The 18,218-nt window shown below is 65.2% G+C and carries 13 protein-coding genes; 7 read left to right on the plus strand and 6 right to left on the minus strand.

Going from position 1 to position 18,218, the window contains the following annotated elements:
- The first annotated feature begins 75 nt into the window (after positions 1-75).
- The 3 genes from ACZYSP_RS23425 to ACZYSP_RS23435 all read left to right on the plus strand — a co-directional run bounded on the left by ACZYSP_RS23425 (position 76) and on the right by ACZYSP_RS23435 (position 4,833).
- A complete protein-coding gene (locus ACZYSP_RS23425) occupies positions 76-3,015 on the plus strand; it encodes a molybdopterin oxidoreductase family protein (protein ID WP_093082107.1) in 2,940 nt (979 codons plus the stop codon).
- Positions 3,016-3,125: 110 nt separating this feature from the next.
- Positions 3,126-3,896: a 4Fe-4S dicluster domain-containing protein gene (locus tag ACZYSP_RS23430; protein WP_489016888.1), complete on the plus strand. Its 771-nt coding sequence runs from the start codon at positions 3,126-3,128 to the stop codon at positions 3,894-3,896.
- A gap of 4 nt (positions 3,897-3,900) precedes the next feature.
- Positions 3,901-4,833 (plus strand): dimethyl sulfoxide reductase anchor subunit family protein, encoded by a 933-nt coding sequence (locus ACZYSP_RS23435; protein ID WP_093082114.1) that lies wholly within the window; start codon positions 3,901-3,903, stop codon positions 4,831-4,833.
- Positions 4,834-4,877: 44 nt separating this feature from the next.
- Here the strand turns inward: ACZYSP_RS23435 and ACZYSP_RS23440 are convergent, their stop codons facing one another.
- From ACZYSP_RS23440 to ACZYSP_RS23450, 3 genes are all read right to left on the minus strand, one after another.
- Positions 4,878-5,813 carry an IclR family transcriptional regulator gene (locus tag ACZYSP_RS23440; RefSeq protein ID WP_354337803.1) on the minus strand — a complete coding sequence of 312 codons (936 nt, stop codon included), beginning with the start codon at positions 5,811-5,813 and terminating at the stop codon, positions 4,878-4,880.
- A 5-nt stretch (positions 5,814-5,818) separates the two neighbouring features.
- On the minus strand, positions 5,819-6,781 hold the full coding sequence (locus tag ACZYSP_RS23445; RefSeq protein ID WP_093082116.1) for a Bug family tripartite tricarboxylate transporter substrate binding protein: 963 nt from the start codon (positions 6,779-6,781) through the stop codon (positions 5,819-5,821).
- Between the two features lie 172 nt (positions 6,782-6,953).
- Positions 6,954-7,391 carry a PaaI family thioesterase gene (locus ACZYSP_RS23450; RefSeq protein WP_256216998.1) on the minus strand — a complete coding sequence of 146 codons (438 nt, stop codon included), beginning with the start codon at positions 7,389-7,391 and terminating at the stop codon, positions 6,954-6,956.
- A gap of 149 nt (positions 7,392-7,540) precedes the next feature.
- Between ACZYSP_RS23450 and ACZYSP_RS23455 the strand changes: the two genes are divergently transcribed.
- From ACZYSP_RS23455 to ACZYSP_RS23465, 3 genes are read left to right on the plus strand one after another with little or no spacing between them, the layout of a single operon-like run.
- Entirely contained in the window at positions 7,541-9,094 is a 1,554-nt protein-coding gene (locus tag ACZYSP_RS23455) for an acetate--CoA ligase (RefSeq protein WP_093082119.1), read from the plus strand.
- A gap of 49 nt (positions 9,095-9,143) precedes the next feature.
- The gene (locus ACZYSP_RS23460) at positions 9,144-10,283 is read left to right on the plus strand and encodes an FAS1-like dehydratase domain-containing protein (protein ID WP_093059516.1); all 1,140 of its coding nucleotides are present in this window, start codon (positions 9,144-9,146) and stop codon (positions 10,281-10,283) included.
- A gap of 44 nt (positions 10,284-10,327) precedes the next feature.
- Positions 10,328-11,533: a CaiB/BaiF CoA transferase family protein gene (locus tag ACZYSP_RS23465; RefSeq protein WP_093082121.1), complete on the plus strand. Its 1,206-nt coding sequence runs from the start codon at positions 10,328-10,330 to the stop codon at positions 11,531-11,533.
- On the opposite strand, the gene ACZYSP_RS23470 is transcribed toward ACZYSP_RS23465, so the two are convergent.
- Genes ACZYSP_RS23470 through ACZYSP_RS23480 form a run of 3 tightly spaced genes read right to left on the minus strand, consistent with a single transcriptional unit; the run spans position 11,530 to position 14,517 of the window.
- Positions 11,530-12,459, minus strand: coding sequence for an SMP-30/gluconolactonase/LRE family protein (locus ACZYSP_RS23470; RefSeq protein ID WP_354337800.1), 930 nt, complete (start codon positions 12,457-12,459; stop codon positions 11,530-11,532). The genes ACZYSP_RS23465 and ACZYSP_RS23470 overlap by 4 nt on opposite strands.
- A gap of 25 nt (positions 12,460-12,484) precedes the next feature.
- Positions 12,485-13,933: a DUF2314 domain-containing protein gene (locus ACZYSP_RS23475; protein WP_143062643.1), complete on the minus strand. Its 1,449-nt coding sequence runs from the start codon at positions 13,931-13,933 to the stop codon at positions 12,485-12,487.
- Positions 13,934-13,986: 53 nt separating this feature from the next.
- On the minus strand, positions 13,987-14,517 hold the full coding sequence (locus tag ACZYSP_RS23480; protein ID WP_093059524.1) for an Lrp/AsnC family transcriptional regulator: 531 nt from the start codon (positions 14,515-14,517) through the stop codon (positions 13,987-13,989).
- Between the two features lie 92 nt (positions 14,518-14,609).
- Between ACZYSP_RS23480 and ACZYSP_RS23485 the strand changes: the two genes are divergently transcribed.
- On the plus strand, positions 14,610-18,218 hold the full coding sequence (locus tag ACZYSP_RS23485) for an indolepyruvate ferredoxin oxidoreductase family protein (protein WP_093082129.1): 3,609 nt from the start codon (positions 14,610-14,612) through the stop codon (positions 18,216-18,218).

Here is an 18,218-nt window from a genome sequence, read left to right on the forward strand (position 1 = left end):
GATATTCTCTGCTTTTTCGTTTGATCGAGGCTGCATAACATCGCACGGACCCCGCCTGAAAACAAAGGACCGCCAGTGTTCAGCTTCCTGTCTCGCGAGCCGGTGCACGACCCGCTGGTCGCGCCCACGCCCACGGCCGACACCACGGTGAAGACCACCACCTGCTACATGTGCGCCTGCCGCTGCGGCATTCGCGTGCACCTGCGCGAAGGCGAAAAGGGCCCCGAGGTTCGCTACATCGACGGCAACCCGAACCATCCGCTGAACCAGGGTGTGATCTGCGCCAAGGGCTCGTCGGGAATCATGAAGCAGGTGTCGCCGGCACGTATCACGCAGCCGCTGCTGCGCAAGGCCGGCAGCGAGCGCGGAGCCGGCGAGTTCGAGCCCATCAGCTGGGAGCGCGCCTACGACATGCTCACCGAGCGGCTCGGCAAGATCCGCGCGACCGACCCCAAGAAGTTCGCGCTGTTCACGGGGCGCGACCAGATGCAGGCACTCACGGGCCTGTTCGCGCGGCAGTTCGGCACGCCCAACTACGCGGCGCACGGCGGCTTCTGCTCGGTCAACATGGCCGCGGGAATGATCTACACCATCGGTGGCAGCTTCTGGGAATTCGGTGGGCCCGACCTGGAGCGCGCCAAGCTGTTCGTGATGATCGGCACTGCCGAAGATCATCACAGCAATCCGATGAAGATCGCGATCAGCAAGTTCAAGCGGGCTGGCGGTCGCTTCATCTCGATCAATCCGGTGCGCACGGGCTACTCGGCGATTGCCGACGAGTGGATTCCGATCAAGCCGGGAACGGATGGCGCGCTCTTCATGGCGCTGCTGCACGAGCTGATAGCCAACGAGCTTGTGGACCACGCCTTCCTCAAGCGCTTCACCAACGCACCGCAGCTCGTGATGCTCGACAACTGCGAGCGCGAAGGCCTGTTCGCCTTCGACCCCGAGCGTGGCCCACCGGGCGACGGTCGCAACCCGCACAACAAGCTGGTGTGGGACAAGGCCAGCGGCACGGTGATGCCCGCGTATCCCGAAGGCATTGCCGACGGCTGCGATCCGGCGCTCGAAGGCCACTACACGCTGGCCGACGGTACGCGCGTTGCGCCGTCGTTCCAGTTGCTGCGCGAGCGCGTGGCAAGCTGCACGCCCGAGTGGGCGCAGGCCATCACCGGCATCGACGCGGCGCGCATCCGCAAGCTGGCGCGCGAGATGGGCGAGACGGCACTGCAGCAGGCCTTCGAGTTGCCCATTCCGTGGACTGACGCATGGGGTAAGCAGCACCCGACCACTCAGGCGCGCCCCGTGGCCTTCCATGCGATGCGCGGGCTGGCGGCGCACTCCAACGGCTTCCAGACCGTGCGTGCGCTGGCCGTGCTGATGAGCGTGCTCGGCACCATCGACGCACCGGGTGGCTTCCGTCACAAGGCACCGTATCCGCGTCACATCGTGCCGAACTACCGGGCCTTCAACGACCCCGGAATGATCCAGCCGAACACGCCGCTCAATGCGGCACCGTTGGGTTTTCCGGCCAGCCCGGAAGAGCTGGCGATCAACCCCGATGGTTCGCCGATCCGCATCGACCATGCGTTTTCGTGGGAGCACCCGTTGTCGGCGCATGGACTCATGCACAACGTGATCACCAATGCGGCAAAGGGCGACCCGTACCGCATCGACACGCTGCTGATCTTCATGGCCAACATGGCGTGGAACTCCAGCATGAACACGATGGCGGTGCGCGAGATGCTCAACCGCAAGGACGAGAAGGGCGAGCACATGATTCCCTTCCTCGTGGTGTGCGACGCCTTCCAGAGCGAGACAGTGGCCTTTGCCGACCTGGTGCTGCCCGACACCACGTACCTCGAGCGCCATGACGTGATGGGCATGCTCGACCGGCCGATCTCCGAGTTCGATGGGCCGGTGGATTCGGTGCGCGTGCCGGTGGTGCCGCAGACGGGGGAGTGCAGGCCCTTCCAGGAGGTGTTGATCGAGCTGGCTTCGCGGCTGAAGTTTCCGGCTTTCACCACGCCGGAAGGCGGGCGCAAGTTCACGGGCTACCCCGACTTCGTCGTCAACTTCGAGCCGCAGCCGGGCATCGGTTTTCTCATGGGCTGGCGCGGCAAAGACGGCACCGAGCACCTGCGCGGCGCGCCCAATCCGAAGCAGTGGGAAGCGTATGCGCAGAACAACTGCGTGTTCCAGTACCACATGCCCGAGAACATGCACTACATGCGCAACTGGAACCGGGAATACCTGGACTTTGCAAAAGACAAGGGCTGGCGCCAGCGCAACGACCCGGTGCAGCTGGCGCTGTACTCCGACACGCTGCAGAGCTTTCGCCTTGCGGCGCAGGGCAAGAGCCCTGGGCGGCAGCCGCCCGATGCGCTGCGCGAGCGCATCGACAAATACTTCGACCCGTTGCCGTTCTGGTATGCGCCGCTCGAGGAGGCTGCGACCGATCTCGATGCCTATCCGCTCAATGCGCTCACGCAGCGGCCGATGGCGATGTACCACTCGTGGGACTCGCAGAACGCATGGCTGCGGCAGATACATAGCCACAACTACCTGCACGTGAATCCGCTGACCGCGCAGGCCGCTGGCATCGCCGATGGCGGCTGGTGCTGGGTCGAGAGCCGCTGGGGCAAGGTGCGCTGCATGCTGCGCTACAGCGAGGCGGTGGAGCCTGGCACTGTGTGGACGTGGAATGCCATCGGCAAGGCGGACGGCGCATGGCAGCTGGCGCCTGGAGCGGACGAGGCGCGCAAGGGCTTTCTGCTGAACCACCTGATCAGCGAGGAACTGCCCTGCGCCGGCACTGCGAGCGGGACCATCAGCAACTCCGACCCGATCACCGGGCAGGCCGGCTGGTATGACGTGCGCGTGCGCATATGGCCGGCCGAACCGGGCGAGCCCGAAGAGAGCTATCCGCAGATCGCGAGCATGCCGGCGGTGCCCGGGGTGCTGGGCAAGGCGGCGAGCGTGTTGACGTACTTTGCGGGGAGGGGGAAGAAATGATGCAGTGGTTGAAGGACCTGATGTCGTCGGCTCCGGTCTTGCCCCCTCTCCCGCAAGCGGGAGAGGGCTGGGGTGAGGGCGGCGGCGCAGGAGCTGGAAGCCTTGCCGTCATGAAGGCCGCTGCACCCTCACCCCAACCCTCTCCCGCCAGCGGAAGAGGGAGCAACACAGTGCGTGCGGCACAGGGCGAGACACTCGCCAAGCAACTCGCCCTCGTCATCGACCTCAACGTCTGTGTCGGCTGCCACGCCTGCGTCACCTCGTGCAAGCAATGGAACACCTCCGGCAGCGCAGGCCCGCTCGCCGACGAGCGGCCCTATGCCGCCAACCCCACCGGCACCTTCTTCAACCGCGTGCAGACCTACGAGGCCGGCGCCTTCCCGGTCACTGAAACCATCCACTTCCCCAAGAGCTGCCTGCACTGCGAAGACCCGCCCTGCGTGCCCGTGTGCCCCACGGGCGCGAGCTACAAGCGAAAAGAAGACGGCATCGTGCTGGTCGACTACGACAAGTGCATCGGCTGCAAGTACTGCGCATGGGCCTGCCCCTACGGCGCACGCGAGCTCGACGAAGAGCGCCAGGTCATGACCAAGTGCACGCTGTGCGTGGACCGCATCTACGACGAGCAACTGCCGAAGGAAGACCGCAAGCCGGCCTGCGTGAAGGCCTGCCCCACGGGCGCGCGCATCTTCGGCGACGTGAAGGACCCGGACTCCGAAGTGTCGAAGGCTATCCGCGAGCGCGGTGGCTACCAACTGATGCCCGAGTGGGAGACCAGCCCGGCCAACCAGTACCTGCCGCGTCACATCACGCAAGCCACGCAAGCCACGCAAGCCACGCAAGCCACGCAAGCCACGCAGGCAACGGACGCGCGGGAGTAGCAGGATGCATCCCGCGTTCTCGATTCTTTTCTTCACCACCCTGGCCGGCGCGGCTCAGGGGCTGGTCTTCACGCTCGCGCTTGCGACGCTGTTCGGCCTTGCGCTGGCACCCGGCTTCCTGACGTTGGCGCTTGGTGTTGCCGAAGTGCTGCTCGTGGCCGGGCTTGCCGCATCGTTCATGCACCTGGGGCGCAAGACTCGTGCGTGGCGTGCAGTGCTGATGTGGCGCACCTCGTGGATGTCGCGCGAGGTGATCGTGCTGCCAGCCTTCATCGCGCTGGTGGGGCTGTGGTGGCTGTCGCTGATGCTGGGTATCGGCACGCCGTGGTCGTGGCTGCTGCCCGTGCTGGTGCTGTGCGGGGCCGTCGCGCTCTGGTACTGCACCGCGATGATCTATGCCTGTCTGCGCTTCATCGAGGAATGGGCGCATCCGCTGACTATCGTCAACTTCACGCTGATCGGGTTGTCGTCGGGGCTGGTGCTGGCCTGTGCAATGGCGGCCTTGAGCGGTGAGGCGCGCTTCGTGCAAGTCTTCGGGCCGTGTGCGCTGGTTGCCACGCTGGCAGCGTGGGCTGCGCGCGGGCAGGCGCTCCGGCGCAACGCGGGCATCCGCCACAAATCGACGCTGCAGTCGGCCACTGGCATCCGCACGCAGAAGCTGGTTCAGAAGTCGATGGGCATGTCGGCCGGTTCGTTCAACACGCGCGAGTTCTTTCATGGCGCATCGCTGGCTGCGCTGAAGAACATGAAGCTTGGGTTTCTGCTGCTGGCCTTCGTGTTGCCGGCGTTGCTTTTGGTGTGGGGCCTTGCGAGTGCTGCGGTGTTGCCGTGGTTGCTCGCGGTGCTGGTGCAGGCACCGGGCCTGCTTGCCGAGCGCTGGTTCTTCTTCGCGCAGGCGAAGCACCCGCAGAACCTGTACTACCAGGTGGTGTCTTAGCGAGCAACAGCGTGATCACGCTCGGCCCGAGAAGGCGGGCCTGCTTACCTGCGTGATGGAAGCAGCGTCGACAGCGCATCTGCTTCCTTCTTCATGGCCAAGGCCAGAGCGGTGCCGGCCGCACCGGCCAACTTGTCAGAAAGGCCAGTGGCGACAAGTGTGTGCGCTACCCGCCCGGAGGCATCGAGCAGCGGCACGGCAATCACCGTCACGCCGCTCATGTAGTAGCCGCGATCGATGCTGAAGCCGCGCTTGCGGACCTGCTCGACCTCGCGCTTCCAGGTGGCAAGATCGATTGGCTTGTCCCATCGCAGGGCCTTGAAACGCTTTTCGATCTGCGGCCACGTCTCGCTGCTGAAGGCCGCCACCAGGCGCCCCGTGGCACTGACCAGCGCAGGGAAACGACTGCCGACATCCACGTGCAGGCGGAAGGGAGCGTTGGAGCGCGACAAGGCCAGCACGACCATCGGCTCCATGTCATGGGTTTCGACGCCGATCATCGTTACGTTCCACTCGTTGGCCAGAACGTCGAGTACTGGTTGTGCGAGGCTGGCGAAGCTGCTGCTTTCGATCGCGCTGCGGGCCAGGCTCAACATGCCGGTTCCCAGCGAGTAGCGCTTGGTGTCGCTGTCGATCTTGACCAGGTCTTCAACGATGAGTGCACGAAGAATATGCAGGCAGGTGCTGGGGACGAGTTCGAGTTCATCGGCAATGGCCTTGACGCCCATCGCATGCGCGGAGCGCCCGAGAAGTCGCAGGATCGCGATAGCCCGCGTGACGCCGGGCACCGGCCTGACACGCACGGGCTTGGTGGGCTTGGCGCCTGTTTTCGTTGGCTTCGAGGCGGAAGAGGAACTGGACTTCATGGGGCTTGCGATTGGCGGGCGCAAGCTTATCCCAGAAGGCGTGCGGCGAACCAGGCCAGCCCAGGTGTTCCCGATAGCGGCGAGAGGGTCGGTCAGCGCAGTCATGGTGTCCATCGGTCCTAGTCCGCCTTCATTCCCGACGTCTTGATGATCGGCTCCCACTTTCGGCGCTCGCTCTGCACGAACTCGGCGAGCTGCTGGCGCGTGCCGCCGCCCGGGTCGAAACCGTACTCCAGCAATTGCTGGCGGGTCTCGGGCTTCTTGAGAATCCGGTTCATTGCTTCGTTCAACACGTCCAGCGTGGCCGAAGGCGTGCCGTGTGGCGCGAAGAGCGCGTTCCATGCGATGACCTCGAATCCCGCATAGCCCTGTTCCGCCACCGGCTTGATGCCCGGGACGAGCGCGCTCGGCACCGCAGAGGTGACGGCCAGAGCGCGCACGTGGCCTGCCTGCAGCTGCGAGCGCAATGCAGTGGGGGTATCGATCAGCAGCGGCAACTGCCCGCCGAGCACATCGGTCATCGCACTGCCGGAGCCCTTGTACGGCACCTGGAAGATCTGGAGCCTGGAGCGCTCCTTGAGCAGTTCGATGACCAGGCGGGCGCTCGTGCTCGGTGTCGCGATGTCCGCGGAGCGAGGGTCGCTCTTGAGCGCACTCACCAGATCGCCGATGGATCGCATCGGCGACTTGGCGTTCACAACCAGCACCATCGGAAAGCTGCCCGTCAGAACGATCGGTTCGAAGTCCTTCTCCGTCTTGATGCGCTGGCCGGCATAAAGGTACTGGTTGACCGCATGCGTGGCATTGGTCCCCATCGTGAGCGTGTAGCCGTCGGGCGGCGCGTCGGCGGCAAGCTCGGTGCCGAGATTGCCACCGGCGCCCGGCCGGTTGTCGACGATGACCGGTTGCCCCAGCTCCTTGGCCAGCAGGTTGCCGAGGTAGCGCGTGGCGATGTCGGTGCCTTGCCCGGCCTGGTAGGCCACGATGATCCGGATCGGCTTGGTGGGGTAGGTCTGTGCCGGCGCACCGTGCGAACAAAGAGCGATTGCGCAGCCCGTGGCGAGCAGTTTCCAAAGTCTCATTTTTGTCTCCTGTGAAGGCATCGTCGGTCCGGGCCTGACGCCCTTTTCGGGTCTGTGTCACAGGCCTGGCCTCCGTTCGGAGTGTTGTGATTCGATGGCACACCACGGTCGGACGGGTTGAATCAAGTATCAAAGTCGCGGATGTAATTGTCAAAGAAGATGCAAATTTGTACTAAGACAAAATTAATTTTTTCACTTTCATGAGCGCCTGCGCGACCAGAACCTCCTGACCCGCAGCCCGCAGCTGGCCGCGCATGAACAGCAGGCTCGAGGTGCGGCGCACCAGCTGCGCTCGAGCTTCCACGAGCACGCCGGCTGCTACCGGCGCCAGAAATTGCGTGTCCAGCTGCACCGTCACGCAGGGCATGCGTGAGGCGGCCTCCCAGGCCACGGTGCTGATCGCGTGATCGGTCAAGGTGGCCAGAAGGCCACCGTGCACGACACCCGCCGGGTTCAGATGAGCGTCGGTCGACCAGACGGCGTAGACCCAGCTCGTGCCTTCGCGCCTGGTCCATAGCGGTCCGGCGGTCGACATGAAGGCACCCGCTGTGCGGATGCGACGCCAGCCTGCAGCGGCAAGGTTCTCGAATGAATCGATGGGTTCTTCCATGGCATGAGAGGTGTTCGTTGGAGGATGTCGAAGGTCTTCTTTCTACCGCAACCGAATCTGATGTTTTGTCTATATACAAAACAGAGTCGTATTTGACAATGAAACATCGTGAGCCGCATAGTTCAGGCATCGCAAGAGGACCTGAACTGATGACCCACCTGACCGACTACACCTCCTTCTCAGACGCACAGTCGCATTGCTCGACGGAGACGCTCTGGGCGCTTTTCGACGGCGACCGGCAGTCGTTCAACATCGCCTACGAGTGCGTCGACCGCCATGCGAGCGAAGGAAAGGTGGCCATCGTGGTGGCGTATGCGAATGGCAGCGAAGAGGTCATCACGTTCAAGGCGCTGTCGCGCCTGTCGAATCGCTTCGCCAATCTGCTGGTGGCGCGTGGCGTCCAGCCCGGCGATCGCGTCGCGGTCATGCTCGAGCCCTCGCTGGCCTTCTACGTGGCGATCTTCGGCGCGATCAAGACGGGCGCGATCGCCGTGCCGCTCTTTACGCTCTTTGGCCCGGACGGCATTCGTCTGCGCGTGGAAGACTGCAAGCCGAAAATTCTCGTGACCAATGCCGAGAAGGCGCCGGTGTCCCAAGGCATCGACGGTGTCGAGGTGCTCGTGGCCGATGGCGGCTTCGTGCAGAGCCTGAGTGCGTTCCCCGACACCTTCGAGGTTCGGACAACGGCCGAGGACTACGCGATATTCCAGTACACGTCCGGCACCACCCGCGAATTGCCGGCGGCCGTCAAGCACAAGCAGCGCGCACTCGTCACGTTGATGCTGGCGGCGCTCTACGGCACCGGCGTCCGGCCCGGTGACCGCTTTTTTTGCCCGTCGTCTCCCGCATGGGGGCATGGGCTCTGGCACGGCACGCTGGCACCGCTGGCGCTCGGGGTGACCATCGGCGCCTACTCCGGAAAGTTCGATGCGGCACGGCTGCTCAAGGCCCTGCAACACGGCCGCTTCAACAACATTTCGGCCGCGGCAACGCACTTCCGGATGATGCGCAACTCAGGTGCCGCGGACAAATACAAGTACTACCTGGAAAAGGTTTCCTTCACCGGCGAGCCGATGGACAGCGAAACAGAAGATTTCGTCCGCGCCACTTTCGGGCGACCTGTGTGCAGCATGTACGGCACCACCGAGATCGGCGTGATTCTCGTGAACTACCCCGGCGCTGTGGATTTCAAGGTGAAGCCCGGTTCGCTCGGCAAGCCCATCCCCGGAGGGCAGGTCGATGTTCAGGACCCGGAAGGCAAGACATGTGCACCGGGTGTCGTGGGCGAACTCAAGATCTGGCGCAACGACGCCTGGGTGCCCACCAAGGACCTGGGCAAGGTCGACCAGGACGGCTACTTCTTTCACGCTGGCCGGGCCGACGACGTGATCATCTCCGCGGGCTGGACCATGAGCGCGGTGGAGATCGAAGACGCGGTGCTCAAACACCCCGACGTGCGCGAGGCCGCTGCGATTGGCGTAGCCGACGAACTCCGGGGCCAGGTGGTGAAGGCCTTTGTCGTCACGGAGCGCGAGGGCAGTGATGCCTTCACCAAGGAAATCCAGGACCTCGTGCGCAGCCGACTGAGCCAGCACGAGTATCCGCGCCACGTGGTCTTCGTGTCGGACCTTCCCAAGACACCCGCCGGCAAGGTGCATCGTAAGGTCCTGCGAGACCGCGAGCGGCAGCCCGCGAGCGTCTGACCCCTTTTATTCCCCAACCCTCTTATCTACAACCACCAGGAGACCAACGATGTCTGTGCAAAGCGAAAGAACCTTCCCGAAGATCACCGAGCGCGGCCTGGACGAATTGCGCGAGCGCATCGGCCAGAAGATCGAAAACACCCAGGAGCCATGGTGCTACGAAGCCACGCGCGACAACATTCGCCATTACGCACACGGCATCGGCGACGACAACCCGCTCTGGTGCGATCCGGCCTATGCCGCAAAGACGAGGTACGGCAGCGTCGTGGCACTTCCGAGCTTCCTGTTCTCGACCAGCCGGATCGTGTCGGGCTATGTGGGTGGCCTGCCGGGTGTGCATGCGATGTGGTCGGGCGCCGACTGGACCTGGCACAAGCCCGTACTGCGCAATGATGAGATCCGCACCGAGGCCTACCTCAAGGACCTGGTCGAGCACCAGACGCGTTTCGCGGGCCGCGCGGTCCAGCAGATCTATCACGTCGACTTCTACAACCAGAAGGGCGACAAGGTGTCCGAGGCCGACAGCTGGTGCTTCCGCACCGAGCGCGATCATGCCCGGGAGCAGGGCACGAAGTACAAGGAAGTGCGCGCACGCACGCCCCGGCAGTACTCGCCCGAGGAGATCCAGGAGGCCTTCAAGCTCTATCGCAACGAGGAAGTGCGCGGCGCGACCCCGCGCTACTGGGAAGACGTGGTCGAAGGCGAGGCGCTGCCTGTGATGTTCAAGGGCCCGATGACCGTGACCGGCTTCATCGCCTATGCGCAGGGCTGGGGCGGCCTTTATATCCGTGCCAACAAGATGGCCTGGAAGCTGATCGACGCGCATCCCGGCGTGGGCATTACCAACCGCTTCGGCATTCCCGACGTGCCCGAGCGCGTGCATTGGGAAGAAGACTTCGCGCTTGAAGTGGGCGCGCCGGGCGCCTACGACTACGGCCCGGAGCGCACTTCCTGGCTCACGCATCACCTGACGAACTGGATGGGCGACGACGGCTTCCTGCGCAAGGCCAGCTGCAAGATCCGCCGCCACAACCCCGAGGGCGACATGCTGTTCATCAAGGGTCATGTGAAGCGCAAGTACGTCGAGGACGGCAAGCATCTGGTCGAGATCGAGCAGGAAGCGCGCAACCAGGACGATGAGCTCTCCGTGCTCGGTTCCGGCGTGGTTGAATTGCCCAGCCGCGGCTAGTATTTGCGGCCGGAAACAAAAAAGGCCAACAAGGAAGACAAACGATGCGTGGTGCGCTCAGCGGCATTCGGGTAGTGGATCTGTCGCGCGTGCTGGCGGGGCCGATGTGCTCGCAAATGCTCGCGGATCACGGCGCGCATGTGATCAAGGTGGAGCCGCCCGGTGGTGACGACACCCGCACGCTCGGGCCGCCCTTCGACCGGCATGGTGACGCGTCCTACTTCAGCGCGATAAACCGGGGCAAGCAGTGCATCAGCATCGATCTTTCGAAGCCGCCGGGACGGCGGATCCTCGAACGGTTGCTCGAGGAGGCCGACGTCCTGATCGAGAACTTTCTGCCCGGTACGCTGGAAAAATGGGGAATTTCTTACGAAGGGTGGATCAAGGAGCGCTTCCCGCGCCTCATCCACTGCAGCATCAGCGGCTTTGGCGCAGACGGCCCGCTGGGTGGGCTGCCCGGCTATGACGCGGTGCTGCAGGCGCTGTGCGGACTCATGAGCGTCAATGGCGAACAGGCGAGTGGCCCGACACGGATCGGCGTGCCCATCGTCGACCACCTCACCGCCTACACCGCGCTGTCGGGCATCCTGCTTGCGCTGCAAGGCCGCAACGTCTCGGGCCAAGGGCAGCACGTGGAGGCTACGCTGTTCGATGCGGCGCTGAGCCTGCTGGTCCCGCATGCGGCCAACTACTTTCAATCGCATCAGGAGCCGGGTCTGCTCGGCAGCGCCCATCCCAACATTGCGCCTTACGACCGCTTCACGTGCGGCGACGGCGAGATCTTTCTCGGGATCATGAACCGTGGCCAGTTCGAGCGCTTCTGCGGCGTGGTCGAACGACCTGACCTTGCGGTGGACGAACGCTTCGCCGACAACGCTGGGCGTCTGCAGCATCGGGATGCCCTTCGGGTCGAGATCGAACACGCCATCTGCCACCGCGCGCGCAAGATGCTGTGCGATGCGTTGATGGCGGCGGGGGTGCCCGCGGCGCCGGTGCATTCGGTGTCGGAGGCCTTTGCCCAGCCTCACGCAAAGCATCGCGAGATGGTGGTCGCTCGCGATGACTACAAGGGAATCGGTCTTCCTGTCCGGTTGCACGGCACGCCAGGCTCGCCGGGCGCGAGTCCTCGGCCTTTCAATTCAGACGCCGTCTGCGTCCTGGAATCGCTCGGATTCACCGCGCTCGAGATCGAGCAACTGTTTGCCGACGGCGTCGTGCCCGCGCCGAACACGGCCATTCCCTTTGCTTAGGCTTCGAAGTTCAACGTGAGCCCGGGCGTCGGCCAGTCATCGATGGCAATCAGCCTCCCGCTGCCCGAGAGCGTGACGTAGGCCGTGCGCCGGTCGCGCCCGCCGAAGCAGATGTTGGTGGTGTAGCGGTCGGGCAGCGGCACATGCTCGACGGTGCTGCCATCGGGCGACACAATGCTGATGCCGCCGTGCAGCAGCGTCGCCACGCAAAGGTTGCCAAGTGCGTCGACCGCCATCGAATCGAAGCGCTGGTAATGCCCGCCCGGCGAGGCACAGAGCATGCGGCCGCCATGCGGCGAGGGCCAGCCGTCCTTGCGAACGCGGCCCGGCGCGGTGATGTCGAAGGCCCAGACGCGGGCGCCCTCGGTCTCGGCGTAGTAGAGCGTGTTGCCGTCCGGCGAAAGGGCGATGCCGTTGGGCGTCATCACCGGCCGGGCGATGGTGCTTGCGGCGCTGCCATCGGCATGGCCGTAGAAGAGGCCACCGCGGTCCATGTCGCGCTCGCGCACCTTGCCCAGGTCGGTGAAGTAGAAGTCGCCCTGTGCGTCGAACACGATGTCGTTGGGGCCGCACAGCGCGCCGCCTTCGACTGTGTCGTACAGGCGCTCGGCGCGGCCAGTGGCGAGGTTCACGCGTTCGATGCGGCCGCCCGAATAGTCTTCGGCCTGGCCGACCGGCCGCAAGCAGCCGTCGGCTTCTGTGTGCCACTTGAAGCCACCGTTGTTGCAGACATAGACCGCACCATCGGGCCCGATGGCCGCGCCGTTCGGCCCGCCGCCGAGGTCGGCAACCACTTGCACCAGTCCGTCAGCACGTACGCGGGTGAGCGTGCCACGCGCGATCTCGACCAGCAGCACCGAGCCATCGTCCATGGCGATCGGGCCTTCGGGAAACTGCAGGCCGCTGGCGAGTTCGCGAATGTGCATTGGAGGGCCTCGGTGATTGATCCTCTTACTTTTTCGGATTCTGCATGCGCGCGATGATCTTGGAGGTCTCGTTGCCTTCCTCTCGACCGTCCGCGTAGCGGCGCATGTAGTCGAACACCTTGGCTTGCGACACCTTCACCATCTGGCCCGCGTGCAGGTTCGGTACCTCGACCGGTTCGTTCTTCAGCAGGCCTTCGATGACATCGCCGTTCCAGCGCGCGACTTCGACCCACATCCATTCGTTGCTGCCGCTGCGCGTGGTGAAGGGCGCCTTCACGAGGATGTATTCGCCGGGCTGCAGGCCCTTGGCGAAGGCGTCGCGCAGCTTGGGCAACTGGGCGTTGGCTGCCTTGCTGGCGGCGAGCAGTTCGTCGTTGTGCTTGAGCCGCGTGACGCTGTCTTCGTCAGCACCGAAGACCGAGACCAGCATTGCGGTCTGCTGCGCATAGCGGTCGGGGCCCTTGTAGCGATTGAAGCGGATCTCGTACAGCCGGTTCTGCGGATCGCCGCTTTCCCATGTGCCGTTGACCAGCGAGAGCTTTGCCACCGCTGCGGCATTGGGCTTCAGGTGCGTGAGCTGCGGGTCGCGCGCGGCAGCGTGCTTGAGTGCGCGCAGGTCCAGGTCGTACTGGCCGGGCTGCGCCAGCGTGGCGCCTTCGACCATTGCCTGCGAGAACATGTTGACGAGATTGCCCATCGGGCGGTTGCTCGACCACGAGAAATCGCTCACCACCACGTCGGGCAACCCGAACTTCGACATGCCGAGCGTGATGGCCCGCACGAGGTCGCCGCTGCGGTAGGCATGAATGGTCGTGTGCTGCGACATGTCGGGCACGCCGCCGGCCCAGGTGTCGATGCGGCGCTTCTGCCATTCGTCGGGCGAAAAGACCTCGCGTGTTTCTTCGTCCCACAGAAGGCCGTTGGTGTCGCGCGCCACCTGCAGTGTGAGCTGCAGGGCTTTCTGCATCGCGGCCGAAGACTGCTGCGCCGGGTGCGCGAAATCGATGATGAGTGCCTTGTCCGCGGTCTGCAGGGCTTCGGCCTGCTCGCGCGAGATGCCGCGGCCGAAGCGCTGCAGCATCTCCATGCTCGGCGCGCGGTACTCCTTGAGCACCGTGGTGGTGTTCCAGTTCGCGAAGACCACGGGCTCGGTGGCCGTCGCTGGCGTGGGTGCCGCCTTCAGCAGCTTCGCGCTGCCGCCGAGCTTGGCGAGCCGGCTGCGCAACGCGGCCATCGGGTCGGTGGCCGGGGTCTTGGCGTAGTAGATGGCGAACTGGAAGTGGACCGGGCCGGTCTGCTGCGGCGAGCCTGCGGGCACCGGAGCGCCTGGTACGGCCTTGGCTGCGCTTTGCGCAGTCGCTGGTGCCGCGGTCGCGGTCGGCGTGGCCGCGAAGGCGACAGCACCGGCAGAAGAAAGAATCAGCGCGGCGAGCGCGAGGCGGGGGAAGAAGGCGGTCGTTTTTGGTGAGGGCATGGTCAGGACGTCTTCGTTGCTGCGGATGCCGGCATTCTCCACACGGCCCGGCCTTAGCTTCGCCGGCCCCCCGTCGCGCGAGGCTTGCCCGGCGTGCCGGGCAGCAGGTGGTCGAGCGGCAGCGCCGTTTCCGACTTGATCTCGCGCAGCACGATGCTCGAACGCACGTGCGTCACGCCGGGCAGGCTGAACAGCACCTCGTGCAGGAAGCGCTCGTAGTGCTTCATGTCCGGCACGGTCACGTTCAGGATGTAGTCCGCGGGCCCGGTGGCCGACACGCAGCGAATGATCTGCGGGCTCGCGGCCACGGCCTCTTCGAAGCGCTGCACCATCGCCTCGCTGTGGCGGTCGAGGTTCACCTCGGCCACGGCAGACACGTGCAGGCCCACCAGTTCGGGGTCGACCAGCGCCGTATAGCCGCGGATGACGCCGGCCGTTTCCATGTCTTTTATGCGCTTCCAGCAGGGCGTGGGCGACAGGCCGATGGTGTCTGAAATCTGCTGCACCGTCTGGCGGCCATCGTGCTGCAGTGCAGAAAGGATCTTGAGGCAATGCTCGTCAAGGGAAAGAGAATCGACGTTCATGGCAAGTTCCGAGAAGATTATTCTTCAAACAAGGGTCTGCGCCAGTGTATTGAAGAAGCACTTCCCTGGTGTGTCGCAGAACAATTCCGGGCATGAACGCCCCACATGACACAGCCGCACTCAGACGGCCCGGCTACCAGCTCTCCGACAACCTCTGGGCCCCTTCGGGCTCGGTCTTCATTACCGGCACGCAGGCGCTGATCCGCGTGCTGGTGATGCAGGGCCGGCGCGACGCGCAGCGCGGCCTGCACACGCAGGGCTTCGTCAGCGGCTACCGCGGCTCGCCGCTGGGCATGGTCGACCAGGCCATCTGGAAGGCCGGCGAACGCTTCAAGGAAACGGGCATCCGCTTTGTGCCGGCCGTCAACGAAGAGCTGGCGGCCACGCAGGTGCTGGGCACGCAGCGTGTCGAGTCTGATCCAGAGCGCACCGTCGAAGGCGTGTTTGCCATGTGGTACGGCAAGGGGCCGGGCGTGGACCGCGCGGGCGACGCCCTCAAGCACGGCAATGCGTATGGCTCGTCGCCGCACGGCGGCGTGCTGGTGGTGGCGGGCGACGACCATGGCTGTGTGTCGTCGTCGATGCCGCACCAGAGCGACCATGCCTTCATGGCCTGGCGCATGCCGGTGATGCAGCCCTCGTGCGTGGCCGAGTACCTGGAGTTCGGCCTGTACGGCTACGAGCTGTCGCGCTACTCGGGTGCCTGGGTCGGCATGGCGGCGCTGTCTGAAGTGGTCGAAAGCGCCGGCACCGTCGACCTGGACGTGATCAACGAGCGCGTCGAGGCATGGGAAGACGCCGATACCGTAAGCGCCGCCACCGGCCACCGCGCGCCGCCCGATGGCCTGCACTACCGCTGGCCCGACCTGCCGTCGCTGCGCATCGAATCGCGGCTCGAAGACAAGCTCGCGGCCGTGGCTGCTTTCGCCAAGCGCAACAGCATCGACCGCGATGTGATCGTGAGCCCGCACGCCAAGGTAGGCATCGTCACCTGCGGCAAGGCGCATCACGACCTGATGGAAGTGCTGCGCCGGCTCGAACTCTCGCCGGAGCAACTGGCCCGCGCCGGTGTGCGGCTCTACAAGATCGGCCTGAGCTTTCCGGTCGAGCAGACGCGCATCAAGGCTTTTGCGCAGGGGCTCGAAGAGATTCTCATCGTCGAGGAGAAGGGCGCGGTCGTCGAGACGCAGCTGCGCGACATCTTCTACAACGCACCGCCCGATGCGCGGCCTGTGCTCGTGGGCAAGCATGACCGCGACGGCCAGCCGCTGGTGTCGGCGCTCGGCGAGCTGCGCCCGTCACGGCTCATCGAGCTGGTAGCGCACTGGCTGGCCGTGCACTTTCCCGAAAACCACGACCTGGGTGACCACCTGCAGCACGTGCGCGACTTCACGCCGCCCGAGCTGCTCGGCAACGCAAGCGATGCGGTCAAGCGCGTGCCGTATTTCTGCGCCGGCTGCCCGCACAACACCAGCACCAAGGTGCCGGAGGGTTCGACGGCGCGTGCCGGCATCGGCTGCCACTTCATGGCCAACTGGATGGACCGCAGCACGGCGGGGCTGATCCAGATGGGCGGGGAGGGCGTCGACTGGATCTCGCACGCGATGTTCACCAAGACGCCGCACGTGTTCCAGAACCTGGGCGATGGCACGTACTACCACTCGGGCTACCTCGCGATCCGGCAGGCCGTGGCGGCCAAGGCAACGCTCACCTACAAGATCCTCTTCAACGACGCGGTGGCGATGACTGGCGGGCAGCCGGTCGATGGCGTCATCAGCGTGGATGCCATCGCGCGGCAGGTCGAATCGGAAGGGGTGCGCAAGGTCGTCGTCGTCAGCGACGAAATCGGCAAGTACGACGACATCAAGGACCGCTTTCCGAAAGGCACCGAGTTCCACGACCGCGCCGCGCTCGACGACGTGCAGCGCCGCCTGCGCGAGATGCCGGGCGTGACGGTGCTCATCTACGAACAGACCTGCGCGGCCGAGAAGCGCCGCCGCCGCAAGAAGGGCGAACTGGCCGACCCGCCCAAGCGCCTGTTCATCAACGAGGCTGTGTGCGAAGGCTGCGGCGACTGCACCGTGCAGAGCAACTGCGTGGCCGTGCTGCCGCACGAAACGCCGATGGGGCGCAAGCGCAAGATCGACCAGACCAGCTGCAACAAGGACTACTCCTGCGCCAAGGGCTTCTGCCCCAGCTTCGTGGGCGTGACGGGCGGCAAGCTGCGCCGCAAGAGCGGCGCGCTGGCGGCCGGGCGCGATGCCTTCCTGCATCGGGTGGCCGCATTGCCGCATCCGGCGGAGCATGTGTGGACCGGCCCCTACGACCTGCTCGTGACCGGCGTGGGCGGCACCGGCGTGGTAACGGTCGGCGCGGTGATCGCCATGGCGGCGCACCTGGAAGCCAAGGCCGCGAGCGTGCTCGACTTCATGGGCTTCGCGCAGAAGGGCGGCTCGGTGCTGAGCTTCGTGCGGCTGGCCGATTCGCGCGAGCGGCTGCATCAGGTGCGCATCGACACGCAACAGGCCGATGCGATCCTGGCCTGCGACGTGGTCGTGGGTGCGTCGGCCGATGCGCTGCAGACCGTGCGGCACGGACGCACGCGCGTGCTGGCAAACATCCACGAGATTCCGGTGGCCGAGTCGTTGCGCAATCCGGATGCGGATCTGCATGTGGATCTGCTGCTGGAGAAGATGCGCTTCGTTGCCGGCGAAGAGCAGGTCGAGACTTTCGACGCGCAAAGCCTGGCTGAAGAGTTCCTGGGCGACACGCTGGCGGCGAACATCGTCGCAACCGGCTACGCATGGCAGCGCGGACTGGTGCCGCTGAGCCTGGAGGCGCTGATGCATGCGATCGAGCTGAACGGCGTGGCGGTGGCGGCCAACCAGTCGGCGTTCTCGCTGGGGCGGCTTGCTGCGGGTGACCCTGCGGCGCTGGATCAGTTGCGCGCTGCGCCTGTCGATGCGCAGGCATCAACGACTGATGAGCGCCCGTTCGATGTGTTGCTCGCCGATGCACGCCGCCATCTGACCGGCTACCAGAACGCCGCATGGGCGGCCCGCTTCGAGACGCGCATCCGCAGCCTGCAGATGCGCGAGGCGGCACTGCCGGGCGGCGATGCGAGCCTGCCTTTCACGCGCAATGCGGCGCGCAGCCTGCTCAAGCTCATGAGCTACAAGGACGAGTACGAGGTGGCGCGCCTGTACACCGATGGCGCGTTCATGCAGAAGCTGAAGGAGCAGTTCGAAGGCGAGTTGAAGCTCGAATTCCACATGGCGCCGCCGCTGGTTTCGCGCGCCGCGCACGGACAGGCGCCCGCCAAGATCCGCATCGGCGGCTGGATGCTGTCAGCGATGCGCTGGTTGGCGCTTGGCAAGCGGGTGCGCGGCACGGCTTTCGATCCGTTCGGGCGCACTGGCGAGCGGCGCGCAGAGCGTGAGTTGATCGTGCATTTCGATGGCTTGCTCGAAGCCATGGCTGGCGAGTTGTCGGCCGGCAATCAGGCAACGGCCGCGCGCATTGCTGCGTTGCCGCTGTCGATTCGTGGCTTCGGCCACGTCAAGCTCGCGAACCTCGAAGCCGCGAAGCTGCGGGAGGCTGAGTTGCTGCACCGGTTTGCACCGGCGCGCTATCCGAAGCCGGAGCGTGCTGTGGAGGCGGGGCAGATCCGGGGGATTGCGATCGTGGCCGGCGCGCGCTGA

The organism is Variovorax sp. F042, assembly GCF_057814215.1.

Bases quoted from the DNA above. Each gene is read 5' to 3' on its own strand.
- ACZYSP_RS23430 (WP_489016888.1), top strand. From the start codon at position 3,126: ATGAAGGCCGCTGCACCCTCACCCCAACCCTCTCCCGCCAGCGGAAGA.
- ACZYSP_RS23435 (WP_093082114.1), top strand. From the start codon at position 3,901: ATGCATCCCGCGTTCTCGATTCTTTTCTTCACCACCCTGGCCGGCGCG.
- ACZYSP_RS23440 (WP_354337803.1), bottom strand. From the start codon at position 5,813: ATGGACACCATGACTGCGCTGACCGACCCTCTCGCCGCTATCGGGAAC.
- ACZYSP_RS23445 (WP_093082116.1), bottom strand. From the start codon at position 6,781: ATGAGACTTTGGAAACTGCTCGCCACGGGCTGCGCAATCGCTCTTTGT.
- ACZYSP_RS23450 (WP_256216998.1), bottom strand. From the start codon at position 7,391: ATGGAAGAACCCATCGATTCATTCGAGAACCTTGCCGCTGCAGGCTGG.
- ACZYSP_RS23455 (WP_093082119.1), top strand. From the start codon at position 7,541: ATGACCCACCTGACCGACTACACCTCCTTCTCAGACGCACAGTCGCAT.
- ACZYSP_RS23460 (WP_093059516.1), top strand. From the start codon at position 9,144: ATGTCTGTGCAAAGCGAAAGAACCTTCCCGAAGATCACCGAGCGCGGC.
- ACZYSP_RS23465 (WP_093082121.1), top strand. From the start codon at position 10,328: ATGCGTGGTGCGCTCAGCGGCATTCGGGTAGTGGATCTGTCGCGCGTG.
- ACZYSP_RS23470 (WP_354337800.1), bottom strand. From the start codon at position 12,459: ATGCACATTCGCGAACTCGCCAGCGGCCTGCAGTTTCCCGAAGGCCCG.
- ACZYSP_RS23475 (WP_143062643.1), bottom strand. From the start codon at position 13,933: ATGCCCTCACCAAAAACGACCGCCTTCTTCCCCCGCCTCGCGCTCGCC.
- ACZYSP_RS23480 (WP_093059524.1), bottom strand. From the start codon at position 14,517: ATGAACGTCGATTCTCTTTCCCTTGACGAGCATTGCCTCAAGATCCTT.
- ACZYSP_RS23485 (WP_093082129.1), top strand. From the start codon at position 14,610: ATGAACGCCCCACATGACACAGCCGCACTCAGACGGCCCGGCTACCAG.